Below are 19049 nucleotides of genomic sequence, written 5' to 3'. Positions count from 1 at the left end.
ACTGCCCTTCTTTCGCGAGGGCTTGGTCCTGCATGGACTTGGGTATCGAGCATACACGGAATTGCTGGTCAGGCATGCAAAAAGCCCAGCCAGACGGCTGGGCTTTAGTCGCAGAAGTCGCCTGAAGCGGCTTGAGAAATCAGCCGCGCGTGCGCGAGCGGATCATGAAGGTGTCGTTGGTGTATTCAGCCACCCGCCACCACAGATACTGATCAGCGCGATAGGCCAGCATGGCGTCGATCGCCTTCTTGAAATCGGCGTTCTTGGCCGAGATTTCAGCCCAGAGCTCGTTGGTCGCTGTCAACGCTGCATTGAGGACCTCGTCCGAGAATGGGCGCAGTTGCGTACCGGCCGCGACCAGGCGCTTGATGGCGGCCGGGTTCTGCATGTCGTAGCGTGCCAGCATCCACGTGTTCGCACTGTTGGACGCATTGAAGAGCGCGGCCTGGTAGCTCTTGGGAAGCGCGTTGTACTTGTCGAGATTGAAGAACGCGTGGACGGTTGGCCCGCCTTCCCAGAAGCCCGGATAGTAGTAGTACTGCGCCACTTTCGCGAAGCCGAGCTTCTCGTCGTCATAGGGACCGACCCACTCGGCAGCGTCGATGGTGCCCTTCTCCAGCGCCGGATAGATGTCGCCACCGCCGATCTGCTGCGGCACCACGCCGAGCTTCTGCAGCACCTGGCCGGCGATGCCGCCGATGCGGAATTTCAAGCCCGACAGATCGGCGACTGTCTTGATCTCCTTGCGGAACCAGCCGCCCATCTGCGTTCCCGTGTTGCCGCAGGGAAAGCCGATCACGTTGGCCTTCTTGAAGAACTCATTGGCGAGTTCGTTGCCGCCGGCCTGATAGAGCCACGAGTTCTGCATGCGAGCGTTGAGGCCGAACGGCACCGACGCGAAAATGGCGTAGGTCGGATCCTTGCCTACGTAGTAGTATGAGACGGTATGCGCGGCATCGACCGTCCCGTTGCTGGTCGCGTCGAGCGCCTGCAGAGCCGGCACGATTTCGCCGGCAGCGAACACCTGAATCTGAAACTTGTTGTCGGTCAGTTCGGCAACCTGCTTGGCGAAATACTCTGCGCCGCCGTAGATGGTGTCGAGCGATTTCGGAAAGCTCGACGTCAATCGCCATTTGATTTCCGGGGAGCTTTGCGCAATCGCCGGCGAGGCAACAGCCGCCACGGCCGCACCGGTCACTGAAGTCTTGAGAAAGTCGCGACGCTTCATTGAATACATCCTGTTCCTTGGGGGGACCCCTGCCGGTCCTCTAATGGACCGGCCTCTAGCACGGCTGGTTGCAAACGAAAACGAGCACCTGCCCCGCGCTTGAACGAAAGTCGAATAAGCCCCTACTCAGCCGGTCGGGCGCAATTATGCAGCCGGTGTGGCGATCCTGAGCCGGTCCTTGATGGCGGCCGCGATCGCACGATAGGCGGCCGCGTGATCGCTGGCCGGCTCACTTTCGACCAGCGGCGTGCCGGCGTCGGACGTCGCTCGGATGTCCATGTGCAACGGGACCTCGCCAAGGAACGCAACGCCGAGCTTTTGCGCCTCGTGCCGCGCCCCACCATGGCCGAAAATATCCGAGCGGGTGCCGCAATGCGGGCACTGGAAGTAGCTCATGTTCTCGACGATGCCGAGCACCGGCACGTTGACGCGGCTGAACATCGCTAGCCCGCGCCGGGCATCGATCAATGCGAGATCCTGCGGCGTCGAGACGATGACTGCCCCCTGCAGCGGCACCTGCTGTGCAAGGGTGAGCTGCGCGTCGCCGGTGCCCGGAGGCATATCGACCACCAGGATGTCGAGCGTACCCCATTCCACCTCGCGCAGCATCTGCGTGATGGCCGACATCACCATCGGCCCACGCCAGATCATCGGCGTCTCCTCCTCCACGAGAAAGCCGATCGACATGATCGCCAGGCCGAAGCGCGAGATCGGAACCATCCTTTTGGCGTCGTTCAGCTGCGGCTTCTCGCGAATGCCGGTCAGCTTGGGCATCGAGGGGCCGTAGATGTCGGCGTCGAGAACACCGACCCTTAGGCCGAGGTCGCGCAAGCCCAAAGCGACGTTGAGCGCCGTGGTGGACTTGCCGACGCCGCCCTTGCCGGATGCGACGGCAATGATGGCGCCGACGCCGGGGACCGGCGCCTGCTTTGCCATCGGCGACCCGTGCGGCGCCTGCGGCGCGCGATGCGAACTCGCCGGCGGCACGCCCCGGCGCGCCTGCGGTGGCGGACCCGGCGGCTGGCCGCCGGGCTTGCGTTCCGCTGTCAACGCGATCATCGACGAGGTTACGCCCGGCAGGGCCCGCACCGCGGCTTCCGCCTTTGAGCGAATGTCCTCCCAAGCTTTCGCCTCGGCGGCGTTGACATTGATCGAGAAGAACACCTTGCCGTCGTTGACCACGATCTCCGAAAGAACACCGGCTTCGGGCAGCGAAGCGCCACGCGGCGACTTCACTTTCGCAAGCGCATCGAGAACTTGCTGCGCCGTCACACTCACTTGTAATCTCCTCGCCGGATACCGGCACGAACGCCGGGCATCACTGCTCTTTTGCGGTCTCGTAATTGAGCTCGATCATCACGCCGTTCGGATCGTGAACGAAGATCTGCCATAAATCGCCGCCGGGCACCTCGCGCGCCTCGAAAGCGACGCCCTTGGCCTGCAGCCGCTGCTTCATGCCTGCAAAGCCCCGGCTGTTGAAAGCCACATGATGAACAACGCCGGAATCCGGCTTTTGTGGCTCATCAGTCGGCGAAATATCGACGAGGTGCACGACCGCACGCCCTTCGCTGTAAAGCCACGCGCCGGGGAACGCAAAATTCGGCCGCGGCCCCTGCTCGAGGCCAAGAATGTCCGTGTAAAATCGCACGGTCTCGCCGAGATTCCTGGTGCGAATATTGAAATGGTCGAGAACGCCGACGCCCATATCGTACCTCCCGCCTGAAACGATCTGCCGTTGCCCTTCGCGCAGCATTCCTTATGCTGCGATCCGATGCAACGCGCAACGACGGCGCTGCAGCGTAAACCGGCGCGGCCGTTCCCAGCGCGGCTTTGTGCGCTCGAAAATTGGCATTCCGACAATCCAGGCAAAGGCTCAGATTATGGCTAAAGTGGCGTTCATCGGTCTCGGCGTGATGGGCTTCCCCATGGCAGGGCATCTCGTCAGCAAGGGCAAGCACGAGGTCACCGTCTACAATCGTACACCCGCGAAGGCCAAGGCGTGGTCGGACAAATTCGGAGGTCGCGCAGCACCGACGCCGAGAGAAGCGGCCCAGGGGCAGGACTTCGTGATGACCTGTGTCGGCAATGATGACGACCTGCGATCGATCGCGCTTGGCGCGGATGGCGTCCTCGCCGGCATGAAATCCGGCGCGGTGTTCGTGGATCATACGACCGCCTCTGCGGAGGTCGCGCGCGAGCTCAACGCAGAAGCCGGTAAGCGCGGATTCGGATTCGTCGACGCACCGGTCTCGGGCGGCCAGGCCGGTGCCGAAAACGGCGTTCTGACCGTCATGTGCGGCGGCGACGAAAAAGCCTATGCAGCGGCAGAACCGGTCATCGCTTCGTATGCACGGATGTGCAAGCGGCTTGGCCCTGCCGGTTCGGGTCAGCTCACCAAGATGGTCAACCAGATCTGCATTGCAGGGCTAGTCGAAGGCCTGTCGGAAGCTATCCATTTCGCCAAACGGGCCGGCCTCGACGTCAATGCCGTGATCGAGACGATCTCGAAGGGTGCCGCGCAGTCCTGGCAGATGGAAAACCGCTACAAGACGATGAACGAGGGAAAGTTTGACTTCGGCTTTGCAGTCGAGTGGATGCGCAAGGACCTGTCGATCTGCCTTGCTGAAGCGCGACGCAATGGCGCGAGCCTGCCAGTGACCGCCCTGGTCGATAACTTCTATTCGGAAGTGCAGAAGATGGGCGGCAGCCGGTGGGATACGTCGAGCCTGATCGCGCGACTGGAGCGGTGACCAGAGCAAACAGCGCATAGCAATTGGCGAGGGATTTCCCCTCGCCATATGCTATTGATGCCGTTCTCCATTGATCGCGTCTTACCGGAACGAACGCCCGAAGCCCGCGCCGCCGGCGAACCGGCCGGCCGCACTGCTACCGCCGCCGCCGAACGAGGCCGGCTTGGCGCTGCGGAACTGAAAATTGGAGCCGCTGCCGTTGTTGCCGGCGAACGTTGAGCGCCGACCCGTCTGAAGCCGCTTTACGGTCGATGTCTCATTCGATCCGAGATTGGTGACGCGCGGGCGGTCGAAACGCTTGATCAAAGGCGATCCGTTGGCCCGGTCGTTGAGTGACTGGTTGGTTCCTGTCGGGGTCTTGAGGCGACCACCGCCGATCTTCGTATCGAACCGTTTCGCCGTATCGAAACGCTTTACCCCCTTCGCCAGGTCGACGCCCGGCACCAGCGGCTTGCCGTTGTCCGGCAACGAAGCGCCCTGCCCGCCATTGCGGCCGGGCAGGCCGAGCTTCTGGCCAGCATCCGGCCCGGTGCCGAAACCTTGGGTGGATCCGAACTTCTTGGTGAACAGCGAACCGGCGCCGCCAAGGCCAACCGGAGCGTTGTTGCCTTGCGGAACGTTCACACCGTTGAAGCTGCCGAGCCCGACCCGCTGCGCGATCTGGGGTGCAACCATGATCTTGGTCGGCTGATAGAGCGGCATGGCCTTCGGCTGCACAGCAAGTTTCATCGCCACCTTCGCATACGGGCTGTCCGCATACTTACTGTAGAAGTCCTTGTAGACGATTGGCGAGTTTGCAAGCACTGCCCTATGCCATGCCGCGGCGAGCAGCTTCGCGGTTAGCAAACGGCGGATGTGGTTTGCGAACGGGTCATACGGATAGATCCGGACGAACTCCTGGTAGTGCTCGACCGAATTTTCCGCGATCGCGTAGCTGTAAGCTTCGCGTGGTGTCCGCGAACGCATGTTCTGCGCGACCACCGCCGGCTTATCGGCAGAGGCGTTCGCTGACAGCGCCGGATCCACGGTCTTTGCTTCGGCAACCGCCGTGTCGCCAAAGAAGTAGAAGTCGCTGGTCAGGGACGAACTTTCCCACGGCGTCTGCCGGCCTTCTGTCACGTCGTTGACGACCACGCGCACCTTCTTGAAGAACTGTTCGATCGGCAGGTTCTGTTCGCGGCCAAGGCGCAGGAATGCCTGGGTATACGGACTGTTCTGCCCCTCCCCGTCGAACGCTTCGGTACCCGGAGCGGTGGAGTAGCCGACAATGGAGCCGTTCGGCGCATCGACGATGGCCAGACCCCGACCGGTGTCCTTCAGTTGCGAGAACGGGTTGTTGCGGCAGGCATCGAGCACGACGATCCGCATCCGACTCGGCACGGCCTGCAGGGTAGCCATGACGTCAACCAGACGAACGGTCGCGTTCGAAACATCCGCTTCCGAGGCGATCCGGGCATCAACCGGCACGAGATAGTTGTCGCCGGCGATCTGCAAGCCGTGCCCCGCGTAATAGACGAAGGCGACGGTATTCGGACCGCGTTCGGAAATCCTGGCGGAGAAGTCCTGCAAGACCTGGATCATCTCGTCGTGGTCCAGATTGGTCGCCTGGATGACTTCGAAACCGGCCGAGTTCAGGAGCTGGCCGATCGCCTTTGCGTCATTTGCCGGGTTCGGCAGCGCCGTGACGTGCTCGTAAGCCGAGTTGCCGATCACCAGCGCGACCCGCCTCTCCGCGCCCCTCGCCGGCGCAGGATTGCCCACATCGGCCGATTGCTGGGCATTCTCATCGGCAGACGCGGCCGGGGCCGGCACCTCGGCAGCACGGGATCTGCCGAAATTCGGCGTCTCGGTCTGGGCAAGAATGGGGCCGGCGGGCGCAGGCGTCGGTGTCCCGATCGCGAGGAAGCAGGCAAAAGCGGCCGCAAGCAAACGGCTTCCGAGCGACGATCGATAAAGAGCGGACATGGGCACTCCCCTTTTGGGATACGGTTTCGCCGTTCGTGCCTCTGTAACTTTGTCCGTTCCGGCGTTATGTGATCAATATCACACTCAAGGCATTCGATGCCTGGACGACAGTGGGACCCTTCGCGCCCACCAGAGCGCGAGTCTGGCAAAAATTAGCAATTTGTTAGCCGAAAAAGGCAGCTGTTTAAGGCAGCCCTAACTCTTTGACGCCAGAGATAGGGATCAAGCATTTGTGCGTCCGAGTCCGGTCTTAAGTGCGTGTCCGTAATGAGTGAGTCCGGGGAAAGGCCTGAGGTCGTCGCTGTTCCCCTCGAGCAGCCGACGCCACAGTCGCGCGGACGTCGCGCGGCCAGCCAGCGTGTTCGCGAGGCACGCGACCGCCTGACCTCGACCAGCGGCACCCGTCCTGCCTTCGATCACGAGTTATTGCGCCAATACGCCCAGACCCGGCTGTCGGCCTCGCTGGTCGTCATGTTGCTAGTGGTGGCAGCGGGCCTGCTGTCCAGCATCTGGGTCAGCGCGCTCGGCGCGGCGGTCTGGACCTGCGTGATCCTCGGTGTGCACGCCGTGATGATCACGAACTGCCGCCGCTTCCTGAATGAACCGGCGTCGCCGGCGACCACCCGGCGTTGGCGCACCCGCTTCATCCTGATCGATCTGCTGTTCGGTCTGTCCTGGACCTTCATCCTGATCCACCCGTCCGGCTTCGACATGGTCTCGAACACGCTGCTCGTGTTCCTGATGCTGCTGGTGGTCGCAGTCTCCAGCATGCTTGCCGCCAGCCTGCCGATGGCGGCTTTCGCCGCCACTGTCCCGGTAACGACGGCGATCGCCCTGAACTTCGCACTGCGCGGTTCTTTCGATGATTATGTGCTCGCAATCCTCGCGATCGCTGCCGAAGGCTACTTCGCGCTGCTGGCCTATCGGCTGCACTCGACGACGCTCGCAGCACTGGAGGCGCGTGCCGAAAAGGATGCCCTGATCGGCGAGCTTGAACAGGCCAAGGCCATCTCGGACGAAGCGCGCTTCCGCGCCGAATCCGCCAACGTCGCCAAGTCGCGCTTCCTCGCGCAAATGAGCCACGAGCTGCGCACGCCGCTGAACGCCATCCTCGGCTTCTCGGAAGTGATGAAGAGCGAGATCTTCGGCAAACATGCTGTGCCGGTTTACAAGGACTATTCAGCCGACATCCACAACTCGGGCGTCCATCTGCTCAACCTGATCAACGAGATCCTCGACCTGTCGCGTATCGAGGCCGGCCGCTACGAATTGAACGAGGAAGCGGTTTCGCTAGTTCATGTCGTCGCCGACTGCCATCATCTATTGAAGCTGCGCGCGTCGAGCCGCGGACTGACGATCCACGAAGTCTTCGAGGCGGGCATGCCGCGACTGTGGGCGGACGAGCGCGCGGTCCGGCAGGTCGTGCTGAATCTCCTGTCGAATGCCATCAAGTTCACGCCGCCCGGCGGCGAGATATGGCTCAAGGTCGGCTGGACCGCGTCGGGTGGGCAGTACCTGACCTGCAAGGACTCAGGTAGCGGCATCGCCGAAGAGGAAATTCCGATCGTGCTTGCATCGTTCGGACAAGGCTCGAACTCGATCAAGTCCGCCGAACAAGGCGCAGGGCTCGGACTGCCGATCGCCAAGAACCTGATCGACATGCATGGCGGCACCTTCACGCTGAAGTCGAAACTGCGGATCGGCACCGAAGTGACCGTGACCTTCCCGCCTGAGCGCGTGATGTCAGCGCTCGCGCCGATGCAAGAGCCGTCACCCGCATTGCAGCCGGAGTGGGATCCGACCCACGAGAATCATCGCGCGCGCAAGGTGCCGATCATGAATGCAGGCACCGGCCTCAAGGAATGAGGGTTGTCGCGCGTCAGGGAATATGCATGTGATGTCCAATGACCGAAAGGAAGGCCGAGACGCCCTGCGTCGCCGTGTGTCTCATGGATCCCAAAACCAATATGTGTCTCGGCTGCGGCCGCACACTCCCGGAGATTGCGCGCTGGGGTCGCATGGAAAGCGCGGAGCGGCTGTCGATTATGGCGACGCTCAGGCAGCGCATGCTGGACGCCGGTCTCTCGCCGGTGGAGACCTGACGGCGGGTGCGCCGTGAAACTGCTGATCGCCATCGTCTGTCTGCTGCTTGCTGCCGGGGCGCTCATCTATGGCGACGCCGAACGCATCGCTTACGCCCAGAAGACCGTCGCGGCGACCGCGACCGAGGTGACCAGCGCCGTGCGCGCTCGCGCGGCATCGAGCCTGCGCGCCGTGGACATTCCGCGCAAGAATGGCGGCGAGTTCGCCGTGCACGCGAAGATCAACAACTTCCGCGCGCCGATGGTGGTGGATACCGGCGCGACCTCCGTCGTCTTGACCTACGAAACAGCCAAGGCCATCGGCCTGCCGCTGGAATTTCTCGAGTACAATGTCGATCTGGAAACCGCCTCCGGACGCACGCGCGCTGCGCGGCTGACGCTCGATCGTATTGCTGTCGGCACCGTGGTCGAGCGTTCGGTGCCGGCGCTGGTGGTCCCGCGCGGCCAGGCAAAGTCCAACCTGCTGGGCTTAAGCTTCCTCGACCGGTTGGAAAGCTGGGAAGTCCGCGCCGATCGGATGACGATCCGCGGCTACCCTTGAGCGCCGCGGCCGTCGCCCAACGACGCTCCGTCAGATGAAGTGAAACTGCACACGCTCGCGCTTGGCGAGTTTCGCAAGGGCCTGCCCCTGGATGATCGTCTTGAAGTGCTCGGTTTGCTGGTGATCGGCGAACGCCGCTTCATTCGCAAAGACTTCGTAGAAGAAAAATTCGCGCGGCTTGGCCGTGTTTTGATGAATCTGAAACTGCCTTACGCCGGGCTCCTTCTGAGCCTGCGGAAGGAAGCTGCGAAGCAAATTCGCAACGACGGCCTCCTCACCTGGATGAGTTTCCCAGAACGCAGCTATCACGAAACTCTGGCCCGAAATATCGGTCATTGCCTCTCTCCTGTTCTTCGACGTTACAGCGGCTGATTATATGATTTAGCCACATCTATGCTTCGATACATATCGAAGTGTTGGCGACACAAGCGGGGATGCAAAGACTTTCGATGTGAGGGCAATATCCGGAGTGCTTCGATCGATCTCCGAACCCATTTTCGGGAGGCCGCTGAATGCGGGCGGCAATCGAAATACAAGGGAGACCGATCATGTCGAAAGAAGATGACAACAAGGCCGTCGTCGGCCGTTGGTTCGCGGACTTCTGGGGCGAAAACTGCAACCTCGGAGTTGTCGATGAACTCGCTGCACCCGATATGCTGCTGCAGTATTCACTGCACGCGCCACGCAGGGGGCGTGACGACATCAAGGCGTTCATGACTGGATTTCGCGGGGCGTTCCCGGATCTCAATTTCTGGGGTGCTGCCGATCTTATCGCCGAGGGCGACTGTGTGGTCGGCCGTTGGGAAGGCGGCGGAACACATACCGGGCCCGCTTTCAGCGACTTTCTGATGGGATCTTTGCCGGCCAACACCGGCCGCAAGATGAGATTCACCGGCACGACGGTATTGAAGCTGAAGGACGGCCGGATCACCGAAGAAGTCGGCCTCGACGATGGTGTCACCGCGCTCCAGCAACTCGGTCTCATTCGCGCGGCTTAAGTTGGCATCTGGTCGCCGCGGGAGTTCCTTGCGGCGACCTTGCCATTCGACTGCGCTCGCGGCTGTTCCGCACGAAAGCGCAGGAAACGGGTGGCTCGGCAACTCATCGTGTGATGACACTGATGGCATGGCAATGAGAACCACTGTGACCGCAACGCTTCGGGCGCTGAGCACTACGCATCAGGCGACCATAACCAACGACCCGCGATGGGCACGGATCGTCGCCCGCGATCGACGGGCCAATGGCCAGTTATGGTATTCCGTGTCGACGACCGGAGTGTATTGTCGGCCATCATGTCCGTCGCGGACCGCCAACCCCAGGAACGTGCAGCTTCACGATTCACTCGATGCGGCAAAAGCGACCGGCTTTCGACCATGCAAGCGCTGCAATCCGGACGGTCTCACTACAGACAGTGAGAACGCCACCATCATCGCACGGGCGTGCCGCCTGATCGAAAGCAGCGAGAAAGAGCCGTCGCTCGCGGCTCTTGCCGCGTCCGCTGGACGCAGCACCCGCTACTTCCATCGCCTGTTCAAGGCGACCACGGGCCTGACGCCCAAGGACTACGCTTCAGCGCATCGCGCAGCGAAGCTCCGCCGAGGACTCGTGCGGCGCAATACGGTGACCGAAGCGATCTACGACGCCGGCTTCAGTTCGAGCGGACGTTTCTACGAGAAGTCCAACTGGATGCTAGGGATGACACCGACACAATACCGCTCCGGCGGCTGCAACGAAGAGATCCGTTTTGCGATCGGCCAGTCGTCGTTGGGCGCGATTCTGGTTGCCTCGAGCAGAAAGGGCGTCGCCTCGATCCTGCTCGGCGACGACCCTGAGGCGCTGATACGCAACCTGCAAGACCGCTTTCCGAACGCGCATCTGATCGGAGCCGACAGGGACTACGAAAATCTCGTGGCGCGCGTCGTCGGCTACGTCGAGGCCCCGGCCCTTGGCATCGACCTGCCGCTCGACGTGCGCGGCACCGCCTTCCAGCAACGGGTGTGGCGAGCCTTGCAGGAGATTCCCGACGGGCACACCGCCTCCTACGCGGAAATCGCGCGGCGGATCGGTTCGCCCAAGGCGGTTCGGGCCGTCGCCGGTGCCTGTGCGGCGAACAACCTCGCAATCGCGATCCCGTGTCACCGGGTCGTGCGGAATGACGGCGCACTTTCGGGGTATGCTTGGGGCGTGAAGCGCAAGCGCACCCTGCTCGACCGTGAATTCGCCTGCAACCACCGCCGCCGGGGCCAGTGAACGAGATATCAACGAGACGATGAAGGACCTGTTCGACACGCCTGATTCATTGGATGCGCCACGCGACGTCGTGGCGCGAGATGCCTTTTCACGCGAAGTCATGGCCGAGAACGCCGTGCTCCTGCGCGGCAAGGCACTTGCATTTGAGACCGACGTCCTGGCCGCGCTGAATGCAATCATCGCTCGGGCACCGTTTCGGCGCATGATCACGCCAGGCGGTTTCATCATGTCGGTGGCGATGACCAATTGCGGAGCGGCCGGCTGGATCACCGACCGCACGGGCTATCGCTACGGGCGCCTCGATCCGGACAGCGGCCTACCGTGGCCAGCGCTCCCGGACTGTTTTGTTGACCTCGCGGGAGCTGCTGCTCGCGAGGCAGGCTATCCAGATTTTGTACCGGACGCATGCCTGATCAACCGCTATGAACCAGGCGCCCGCCTGTCCTTGCATCAGGACAAGAATGAACGCGACCTTTCCGAGCCGATTGTCTCGGTGTCGCTGGGCCTGCCGGCTACCTTTCAATTTGGCGGCCTGACACGAACCGCACCGGTCGGCAGGTATGTGTTGCGTCACGGCGACGTTGCAGTCTGGGGCGGCCGGTCGCGCCTTTGCTACCATGGCGTCACGGCGTTGAAGGATGGCGAGCACGAAAAGCTCGGCCGCATGCGGCTCAACCTGACCTTCCGGCGCGCTCTCTGACGAAACGGCTTCGACCCGAATGCATGGCATGCGACTGCGATGCAGTCTCGATCGGACCGCCAGCACGCCCTCGGCATCAGGCTGATCTTTCGGCAATACGTCTCAGCGAAAAGTGGCCCGGACGTTCGTCCGGACCGCTTTTTCACCATCGCGGGTTGCCGATCAGAACATCAGTCCGCTCTTCACCACGACCCAGCGGCCCTTCTCGACCTTCTGCACCTGGGTCACGGTCGACGCCAGATGATTGGTCTTGGAGAATTTGGTGGTCGGATTGCCGAAGATGTCGTCGAACGGGTCACCGCTTTCAAGCGCGTCGAGGAATTTCTGACCCGTCAGGTCCTTGCCTGCGAGCTTCGCGTAATGCGCAAACGTCATCATGGCGTTGTAGCCGATGACCGCCTGCGTATTGCCGTCGCTGCCGAACGTCTTCTTGTAGTTGACGAGCCAGTCCTTGACCTTGCCCTTCGCCGTGTCCTCGTACGGCACCTCGAACGCGGCCGCGGCATAGAGCCCCTCAACCACCTCCTTGCCGAGAGCGGGCACCTCGAGCACGTTGGTCGCCGATGCGCCCATGAAGCGGACATCCCAGCCGAGCTTCCTGGCCTCGGCCATGGCGCCGATGGTCTCGCGGATGATGGTGCCGAGCACCACGAGATCGCATCCGTCCGACTTCATCTTGGAAACCTGGGCGCTGAAATCCGACACGCCGCGCTTGAAGTTGGTGATGGTCGCCGGCTTGACGTTCATCGCCTGCAGCTGGCTCTCGAAGCCTTCAAGCACGTTCTTTCCGTACTCGTCGTCCTGATACATGATGCAGGGCTTTTGCGGCTTGAAGGTCTCGACCATGTACTTCAATGCAGCGCGGGTGCTCTCGATGTATGGCAACAGATTGCCGAACTTCAGCCTTTCCTGCGGCTTGGCCGGGTCGAACTTGTAAGTGAACTCGGCGGCCGTCAGCGGGAAGAGCTGCGTGACGCCGGCCTCCAGCACCGCGTCCTGTGCGGCCAATACCGGTGCCGAGCCTCCGCCGCCGACGATCGAGAACACCTTGTCCCTCTCGATCAGCTTCTGCGTCGCGAGCACCGCCTTCTTCGGATCGTAGCCCGAGTCTTCGATCACGAGTTTGATCTTGCGGCCGTGGATGCCGCCCGCCGCATTGATCTCGTCTGTCGCCATCTTCAGGCCGTTCGTGAACGGCACGCCCCAGACCTTCACCGGACCGGAAAGGTCCGAGTGGTTGCCGACAACGATCTCGGTTGCCGAAACTCCCTGGTTGGTGACCTTCGTTTGCGACAGCGCCGGCGTCGCAGCAAGCATTATCGCCGCGCCAAGCAGGCCGGCTCTGAGGATTGAGTGGTCCATCAGCACGTTCCTCCACAGACGATCTCGCGTCGTCGTTGATATTTTTCGATCGGGCTCTGCGGCCCCGCTCAAATCTTACTCCGGAACTGGACTTCGTCGATTCCTTTCGTTGCTTCGCAGTAAAGACGGCCCGCTCGTGGAACGGGCCGCCTTGTAAGAAACCGGCACTTCGGATTAGCTCAGAACATCAAGCCGCCCTTGACCACGACCCAGCGCCCCTTCTCGACTTTCTGCACCTGCGTCACAGTCGACGCGAGATGGTTGGTCTTAGAGAACTTGGTGGTGGGATTACCGAAGATGTCGTCAAACGGCTTGCCGCCTTCCATCGCATCGAGCAGCTTTTGGCCGGTCAGATCCTTGCCGGCTTCATTCGCGTAGTGCGCGAATGTCATGATCGCGTTGTAGCCGATGATCGCCTGCGTGTTGGCGTCTGTGCCAAACTGCTTCTTGTAGTTGGTGAGCCACTCCTTGACCTTGCCCTTCGCCGTATCTTCGTAAGGAATTTCAAAGGCAGCCGCCGCATAAAGACCCTCGACCGCCTCCTTGCCAAGGACCGGGACTTCCAGCACGTTTGTCGGTGTCGCGCCGAGGAAAGTGACATCCCAGCCGAGCTTCTTTGCCTCGGCCATGGCGCCGATGGTCTCGCGGATGACCGTGCCCAGAACGACGAGGTCGCAACCGTCGGCCTTCATCTTTGAGACCTGGGCGCTGAAGTCGGATACGCCGCGCTTGTAGCTCGTGACGGCGGCGGCCTTGATATTCATCGCTTGGAGCTGCTTCTCGAAGCCGTCAAGGACGTTCTTCCCGTACTCGTCGTCCTGATACATGATGCACGGCTTCTGCACCTTGTTCGCGTCGATCATGTGTTTCAGCGCCGCACGCGTGCTTTCCACATACGGCAGCAGGTTGTTGAACTTCAGCCGCTCCTGCGGCTTGGCCGGATCGAACTTGTAGGTGAACTCGGCTGCGGTCAGCGGGAAGAGCTGGGTGATGCCGGCATCCAGCACCGCGTCCTGCGCGGCGAGCACGGTCGGCGAACCCATCGCGCCGATCATCGAGAAGATCTTGTCCCTCTCGATCATCTTCTGCGTCGCCAACACCGCCTTCTTCGGATCATAGCCTGAATCCTCGATCACGAGCTTGATCTTGCGGCCGTGGATGCCACCGGCGGCGTTGATCTCGTCGACCGCCATCTTCATGCCGTTGGAGACCGGCACGCCCCAGCCCTTGATCGGTCCCGACAGGTCCTGATGAGTGCCGACCACGATCTCGTTCGCCGAGATGCCCTGGTTCGTGGTTTTAGTTTGGGCAAACGACGGCGTCGCGGCAAGGGCGATCGCGGTCCCCAGCAGACCCGCCTTGAGTGCAATGTGCTTCATGGAAGTCCCTTCCTCCTTGGGTTATCCGGATCGTCCTGCTTCGAGCATGACGCTGGGCCGCTCGTTCCGGCGTGACCGGCCCTTCCCTGTCAGGCAACCTTGACCGTCTCCCTCGGCCCGTACATCGCCTCGATTTCTTCGACGTATTTCTGGTTCACGAACTTGCGCTTGAGTTTCATCGTCGGCGTCAGCTCCTCGTCCTCAGGCGTCAGTTGTCGCTCGATGAGGTGAAAGCGCTTGATCGTTTCGACGCGCGCGAAGTTCGCGTTCACCCTCTCGACCTCGTCCCAGATGAGCTGCTGCACCTGCGGCGAGCGGCAGAGGCTGACGTAGTTGGTGAACGGAATGCCCTTGTCCTGTGCGAACTTCTCGACGTTGTCCTGCTCGATCATGATCAGGCATGTCAGATACGGCCTGCGGTCGCCAATCACCACCGCGTCGGAAATGTAGGGCGAGAACTTGAGCTGGTTCTCGATTTCCGACGGTGTAATGTTCTTGCCGCCGGCGGTGATGATCAGGTCCTTCATGCGATCGCTGATCTTAACAAAACCCTCGTTGTCGATCTCGCCGACGTCGCCCGTGTGCAACCAGCCGTCCTTGTCGATGGTCTCGGCGGTCTTGTCAGGCTGATTGAGATAGCCGGCAAACAGGAAGTCGCCCCGTAGCAGGATCTCCTTTTCCGGCGACAGCTTCAGTTCCGCCCACGGCACAACCTTGCCGACGGTGCCAAGCTTGATCTGGTCGTGCGGCATGATGGTCGCGACGCCGCAGTTCTCGGTCTGACCATATACCTCGTACATGTTCATGCCGAGCGCGAGGTACCAGCGGATCAGTTCAGGCGCGATCGGCGCCGCGCCGGTGTAGAGATATTGGCAGCGATCGATGCCCAGCACCTTGCGGATGTTGCGCAGCGCTAGCCAGTAGGCGATCCGAAACTTGGCCTTCAGGACTGGCGTCGCTTCCCGGCCTTCCAGTCTCCTGTCGGCAATCTCGTAGCCGACGGCGATCGCCTTGCTATAGATCCATTTCTCGAGCGGCGTCGCGTCCTTGAGCGAAATCATCACCGCTGAATAGAATTTCTCCCAGACACGTGGCACCGCCAGGAAAGCCGTCGGCTGCACCTCGCGAATGTTGTCTGGCACCGTCTCCGGGCTCTCGGCAAAGTTCATGATCGAGCCGGTCGCCAGGCTGTAGTAGTAGCCGCCGACGCGTTCGGCGACGTGACACAACGGCAGAAACAACAGCCGCTCGTCCTTCTCGAGCACCGGAAACAGCGTATCCGCATGCGAAATCTGGAAGCAGACGCTGTGATGGGTATGAATGGCGCCCTTGGGCGGCCCGGTCGTACCCGAGGTGTAGACGAGGACGGCCAGGTCCTGAGGCCCCCGCGAGGCGATCATCTCCTCCCACAGCTTCTCACGTCCGACCATGTGCTGGCGGCCCGATGTGATGAACGCCTCCAGCGACATCACCATCGGGTCGGAGAACGCGGCCAGCCCCTCCATGTCGAACACGATGATCTTCTCGAGCGTCGGGCAGCGGCCGCGGCACTCCAGAACCTTGTCGAGCTGCTCGTCGTCCTCGACAAAGATCACCTTGGTGCGGCTGTCATTGACGAGGTATTCGACCTGCTTGACGGAATCGGTCGGATAGATCCCCGACGACACGCCGCCCGCACACAGCACACCCATGTCGGCGTAGACCCATTCGACGACCGTGTTGCTGAGGATTGATGCCACGTCGCCGGGTCTGAAGCCGATCCCATCGAGCGCGTAGGCGATCTCCTTGGTCGTCTGTAGCCACTCCCGCCACGACACCGACTTCCAGATGCCGAACCGCTTCTCGCGGATCGCCGGTTTGTCGCCCCGCGCCTGGACGCCAAGCAGAAACGTCTTCGGCAACGTTTCGCCGACCGTCAGGGCTGCTGACTTCACTTTCATCGTCGCGCTCCTTGAACCTCACACCGATGACGCTTCGGTCTTTTGCCGAAGTCTGTGCACCGATCCTCCAGTCTTCCCCCAAAGCAGCCCGACTTAGCGCCAGGTCTTGTTGCCGTCGGGTCTTTTTAACGCCACGTCTTTTTCTTCTTCCAGCGGCGCTCGCCGCGCGCGCTGTCTTCCTTCGCGCCGAGATAGAACTCCTGGATGTCCTTGCTCTGCATCAGCCGCGCGCAGGTGTCGTCCATGACCACGCGGCCGACTTCGAGCACGTAACCGTAATCTGCGGTTTCCAGCGCCTTCTTCGCGTTCTGCTCGACGAGCAGGATCGAAACCCCCTGCTCGGCATTCACCCGGCGGATGATGCCGAAAATCTCCTTCACCAGCAACGGCGACAAGCCCAGCGACGGCTCGTCCAGAAGCAGCACCTTCGGTCTGTTCATCAGCGCACGGCTGATCGCAAGCATCTGCTGCTCGCCGCCGGAAAGCTGACCGGCCGGCTGATCCAGACGTTCCTTGAGCCTTGGAAAGTAGCCGTAAATCCGCTCCAGATCCTGCGCCACCTCGTCGCGGTTGGTGCGCAGGAAGCCGCCCATGGCAAGGTTCTCCCGCACCGTCAGGAACGGAAACACTTCCCGCCCTTCCGGCACGTGACTGATACCGAGCCGGACGATCTTGTCAGGATCCATGCGCTGGACGGATTTGCCCTCGAACTCGACCGCTCCCTTCAACGGGTCCAGGACGCCGGAGATGGTCTTCAGAATGGTCGTCTTGCCGGCTCCGTTCGCGCCGAGCACGGTGACGATCTTCCCCTCCGACAGGCTGAGGCTCACGCCACGGATCGCCATGATCGGCCCATAGTAGCTTTCGATGTTCGACACCTTCAGGATCGGCTGCGCGTCACTCATATCGCCCGCACCTTACGTTTACGTGCCGAGATAGGCGGCCACGACTTCCGGGTGGCTCTGCACCTCGGAGGGCGTGCCCGTGGCCAGCTCGCGTCCATAGTTCAGCGCCAACACGCGATCCGACACCCGCGAAACCAGGTTCATGTCGTGCTCGACCATCAGCACGGTGATGCCGAGCTCGTCGCGGATGTCACGAATCCAGAACGACATGTCGTCGGTCTCTTCAACGTTCAATCCGGAGGACGGCTCGTCCAGCAGCATCAGCTTCGGCTCGGAGCAGAGCGCGCGGGCGAGTTCGATCACCTTGCGAACGCCGTAGGGAAGCCCCGAGATCAGTTTGTCGCGATAAGGCTCCAGGTCCAAGAGCTCGATGACCTGCTCGACCCTGAAGCGGTGTTCGAACTCTGCCCGTCGCACGGCCGGCAGGAACAGCAGCTCCTGGACGAGGTTCGTGGTGGCGTGACAGTGCCGGCCGACCAGAAGGTTGCTCAGCACCGTCGTGTTGTCGAACAGTTCGATGTTCTGAAACGTCCGCGCTATCCCCATCTTGGCGATGCGATGCGGCGGTGCGGACGTGAACTCCTCCCCATCGAAAAACAGGCGGCCGGAGGTCGGATTGTAGAACCGTGAAATCAGGTTGAAGATCGAGGTCTTGCCCGCCCCGTTCGGCCCGATGATCGTGAAGATCTCGCCCCGCTCCACCGCGAAGTTGACCTGATCGACCGCCTTGAGGCCGCCGAACTGCAGCGAGATGTTTTCCGCAACCAGGAAGCTCATCGGTTGCGCTCCGATTTAACGTAAGTCTTCTGCCGCTTGAAGGTCGCCGCCTTGTACATCGGGAAGGTCTGGAAATAGAGCTTGATCTTGAGCCAGCGACCGTACAGGCCGGTCGGTTCGAACAAGATGAAGCCGACAATGATCAGGCCGTAGATCGCGCCTTTCAGGCCGGGCGCGGACGCGATGCTTGCGGCCTGGTCCTGCACCTTCGAGGCGGTCGGAACGTCGGCACCGAAGACATGCACGAGGTTACCTATCATCCCGGGCAAATCGTCCTTCAGCGTTGTCAGGAACGGATCGATCATAACGATGAAGATCGCGCCGAGCACCGCTCCGTGCAGGCTGAAGATGCCACCGATGATGATGACGATGATGAACTCGATCGACAGCAGCAGCGTGAACATCTCGGGGCTGATGAACGAAAGCTTGTGTGCATAAAGGCACCCGGCGAGCCCGGTGATCGTCGCACTGATGCCGAACGAGCGGACCTTGTAGGCAGCGACATCGATGCCCATGCTCTTGGCGGCCGTCTCGCTGTCGCGAATGGCGACGAACGCCCGACCGGTCGGCGAACGCAAGAGGTTCAACGTCGCGAGGATGACGAGGATGAGGACGGCAAGGCACAGGAAATAGAAGCCGGGGCTGTCGCGCGGCACCGCCTGGCCGAACAGCTCCAGCGTGCGCAGCTTCATGCCCTCGTTGCCGTGGGTGACGCTCTCCCATCGTGCAAGGATTTCCTCGACAATGGCGCCGAACGAGATCGTCGCGATCACGAGGTAGATGCCCTGCAGGCGCAGCGCCGGAAAACCGACCAGCACACCGACCATGCCTGTCAAAATTCCGGCGAGTGGAAAATACACCACGAAAGGCACGCCATGCTGCTGACAATAGGCCGACGTGTACGCCCCGATGGCCAGAAATGCCGCATGGCCGAGTGAGGCCTGGCCCGTGAAGCCGACGAGGATCAGCAGTGAAATCCCGACCGTTGCGTAGATGAACACGAACACCAGCTGGCTCTGCAGATAATTGCCGAGCACGAATGGCGCCATGGCCAGCACGAGCAGCAGGATGCTGTACGAGTACCAGTAGCCGCTGTGCTTGAAGATGCGGATGTCCTGGTCATAGTCCGTCTTGAAGATGAAACGCATGA

Annotated in this window: 18 protein-coding genes; 7 read left to right on the top strand and 11 right to left on the bottom strand. The window is 61.6% G+C overall.

The features are described from left to right. Window positions 1–139: 139 nt before the first annotated feature. The 3 genes from RCO31_RS12975 to RCO31_RS12965 all read right to left on the bottom strand — a co-directional run bounded on the left by RCO31_RS12975 (window position 140) and on the right by RCO31_RS12965 (window position 2933). The gene (locus RCO31_RS12975) at window positions 140–1228 is read right to left on the bottom strand and encodes a TRAP transporter substrate-binding protein (RefSeq protein ID WP_308968804.1); all 1089 of its coding nucleotides are present in this window, start codon (window positions 1226–1228) and stop codon (window positions 140–142) included. A 144-nt stretch (window positions 1229–1372) separates the two neighbouring features. Beyond that, window positions 1373–2506: an Mrp/NBP35 family ATP-binding protein gene (locus tag RCO31_RS12970; RefSeq protein ID WP_308968803.1), complete on the bottom strand. Its 1134-nt coding sequence runs from the start codon at window positions 2504–2506 to the stop codon at window positions 1373–1375. 40 nt (window positions 2507–2546) lie between these two features. Then, a complete protein-coding gene (locus tag RCO31_RS12965) occupies window positions 2547–2933 on the bottom strand; it encodes a VOC family protein (protein WP_308968802.1) in 387 nt (128 codons plus the stop codon). A 175-nt stretch (window positions 2934–3108) separates the two neighbouring features. Here RCO31_RS12965 and RCO31_RS12960 point away from each other — a divergent pair, with 175 nt between their 5' ends. Beyond that, a complete protein-coding gene (locus RCO31_RS12960; RefSeq protein WP_308968800.1) occupies window positions 3109–3978 on the top strand; it encodes an NAD(P)-dependent oxidoreductase in 870 nt (289 codons plus the stop codon). Window positions 3979–4059: 81 nt separating this feature from the next. Here the strand turns inward: RCO31_RS12960 and RCO31_RS12955 are convergent, their stop codons facing one another. Continuing rightward, window positions 4060–5943: a caspase family protein gene (locus RCO31_RS12955; RefSeq protein ID WP_308968799.1), complete on the bottom strand. Its 1884-nt coding sequence runs from the start codon at window positions 5941–5943 to the stop codon at window positions 4060–4062. Window positions 5944–6210: 267 nt separating this feature from the next. Here RCO31_RS12955 and RCO31_RS12950 point away from each other — a divergent pair, with 267 nt between their 5' ends. From RCO31_RS12950 to RCO31_RS12940, 3 genes are read left to right on the top strand one after another with little or no spacing between them, the layout of a single operon-like run. Next, window positions 6211–7809: a HAMP domain-containing sensor histidine kinase gene (locus RCO31_RS12950; protein ID WP_308968798.1), complete on the top strand. Its 1599-nt coding sequence runs from the start codon at window positions 6211–6213 to the stop codon at window positions 7807–7809. 38 nt (window positions 7810–7847) lie between these two features. After that, window positions 7848–8045, top strand: coding sequence for a DUF1289 domain-containing protein (locus RCO31_RS12945; protein ID WP_308968796.1), 198 nt, complete (start codon window positions 7848–7850; stop codon window positions 8043–8045). A gap of 13 nt (window positions 8046–8058) precedes the next feature. Continuing rightward, a complete protein-coding gene (locus RCO31_RS12940) occupies window positions 8059–8586 on the top strand; it encodes a TIGR02281 family clan AA aspartic protease (protein ID WP_308968795.1) in 528 nt (175 codons plus the stop codon). Window positions 8587–8616: 30 nt separating this feature from the next. Here RCO31_RS12940 and RCO31_RS34735 read toward each other — a convergent pair whose 3' ends face one another. Beyond that, a complete protein-coding gene (locus RCO31_RS34735) occupies window positions 8617–8922 on the bottom strand; it encodes a putative quinol monooxygenase (RefSeq protein WP_374991470.1) in 306 nt (101 codons plus the stop codon). A 212-nt stretch (window positions 8923–9134) separates the two neighbouring features. On the opposite strand from RCO31_RS34735, the gene RCO31_RS12930 reads away from it, so the two are divergent. From RCO31_RS12930 to alkB, 3 genes are all read left to right on the top strand, one after another. Next, complete coding sequence (locus RCO31_RS12930) at window positions 9135–9584, top strand: ester cyclase (RefSeq protein WP_308968793.1); 450 nt, start codon at window positions 9135–9137, stop codon at window positions 9582–9584. 133 nt (window positions 9585–9717) lie between these two features. Further along, window positions 9718–10836: a bifunctional DNA-binding transcriptional regulator/O6-methylguanine-DNA methyltransferase Ada gene (gene ada, locus RCO31_RS12925; protein WP_308968918.1), complete on the top strand. Its 1119-nt coding sequence runs from the start codon at window positions 9718–9720 to the stop codon at window positions 10834–10836. Between the two features lie 19 nt (window positions 10837–10855). Beyond that, window positions 10856–11536 carry a DNA oxidative demethylase AlkB gene (gene alkB, locus RCO31_RS12920; protein WP_308968792.1) on the top strand — a complete coding sequence of 227 codons (681 nt, stop codon included), beginning with the start codon at window positions 10856–10858 and terminating at the stop codon, window positions 11534–11536. A gap of 162 nt (window positions 11537–11698) precedes the next feature. On the opposite strand, the gene RCO31_RS12915 is transcribed toward alkB, so the two are convergent. From RCO31_RS12915 to RCO31_RS12890, 6 genes are all read right to left on the bottom strand, one after another. Further along, window positions 11699–12898: an ABC transporter substrate-binding protein gene (locus tag RCO31_RS12915; RefSeq protein WP_308968791.1), complete on the bottom strand. Its 1200-nt coding sequence runs from the start codon at window positions 12896–12898 to the stop codon at window positions 11699–11701. 179 nt (window positions 12899–13077) lie between these two features. Continuing rightward, on the bottom strand, window positions 13078–14277 hold the full coding sequence (locus RCO31_RS12910; RefSeq protein ID WP_308968790.1) for an ABC transporter substrate-binding protein: 1200 nt from the start codon (window positions 14275–14277) through the stop codon (window positions 13078–13080). A gap of 89 nt (window positions 14278–14366) precedes the next feature. Next, the gene (locus RCO31_RS12905) at window positions 14367–16217 is read right to left on the bottom strand and encodes an AMP-dependent synthetase/ligase (RefSeq protein ID WP_308968789.1); all 1851 of its coding nucleotides are present in this window, start codon (window positions 16215–16217) and stop codon (window positions 14367–14369) included. A gap of 125 nt (window positions 16218–16342) precedes the next feature. Then, window positions 16343–17122, bottom strand: coding sequence for an ABC transporter ATP-binding protein (locus RCO31_RS12900; protein WP_308968788.1), 780 nt, complete (start codon window positions 17120–17122; stop codon window positions 16343–16345). A gap of 18 nt (window positions 17123–17140) precedes the next feature. Next, entirely contained in the window at window positions 17141–17899 is a 759-nt protein-coding gene (locus RCO31_RS12895; RefSeq protein WP_308968787.1) for an ABC transporter ATP-binding protein, read from the bottom strand. Beyond that, on the bottom strand, window positions 17896–19047 hold the full coding sequence (locus RCO31_RS12890; protein WP_308968786.1) for a branched-chain amino acid ABC transporter permease: 1152 nt from the start codon (window positions 19045–19047) through the stop codon (window positions 17896–17898). Before RCO31_RS12890 ends, RCO31_RS12895 begins: the two co-directional genes overlap by 4 nt. Window positions 19048–19049 lie beyond the last annotated feature (2 nt).

This window comes from Bradyrhizobium sp. LHD-71 (genome assembly GCF_031157255.1).
GTDB lineage: Bacteria > Pseudomonadota > Alphaproteobacteria > Rhizobiales > Xanthobacteraceae > P52-10.
Note: the sequence above shows the minus strand (reverse complement) of the source record. Positions and strands in the feature narration are given on the sequence as shown.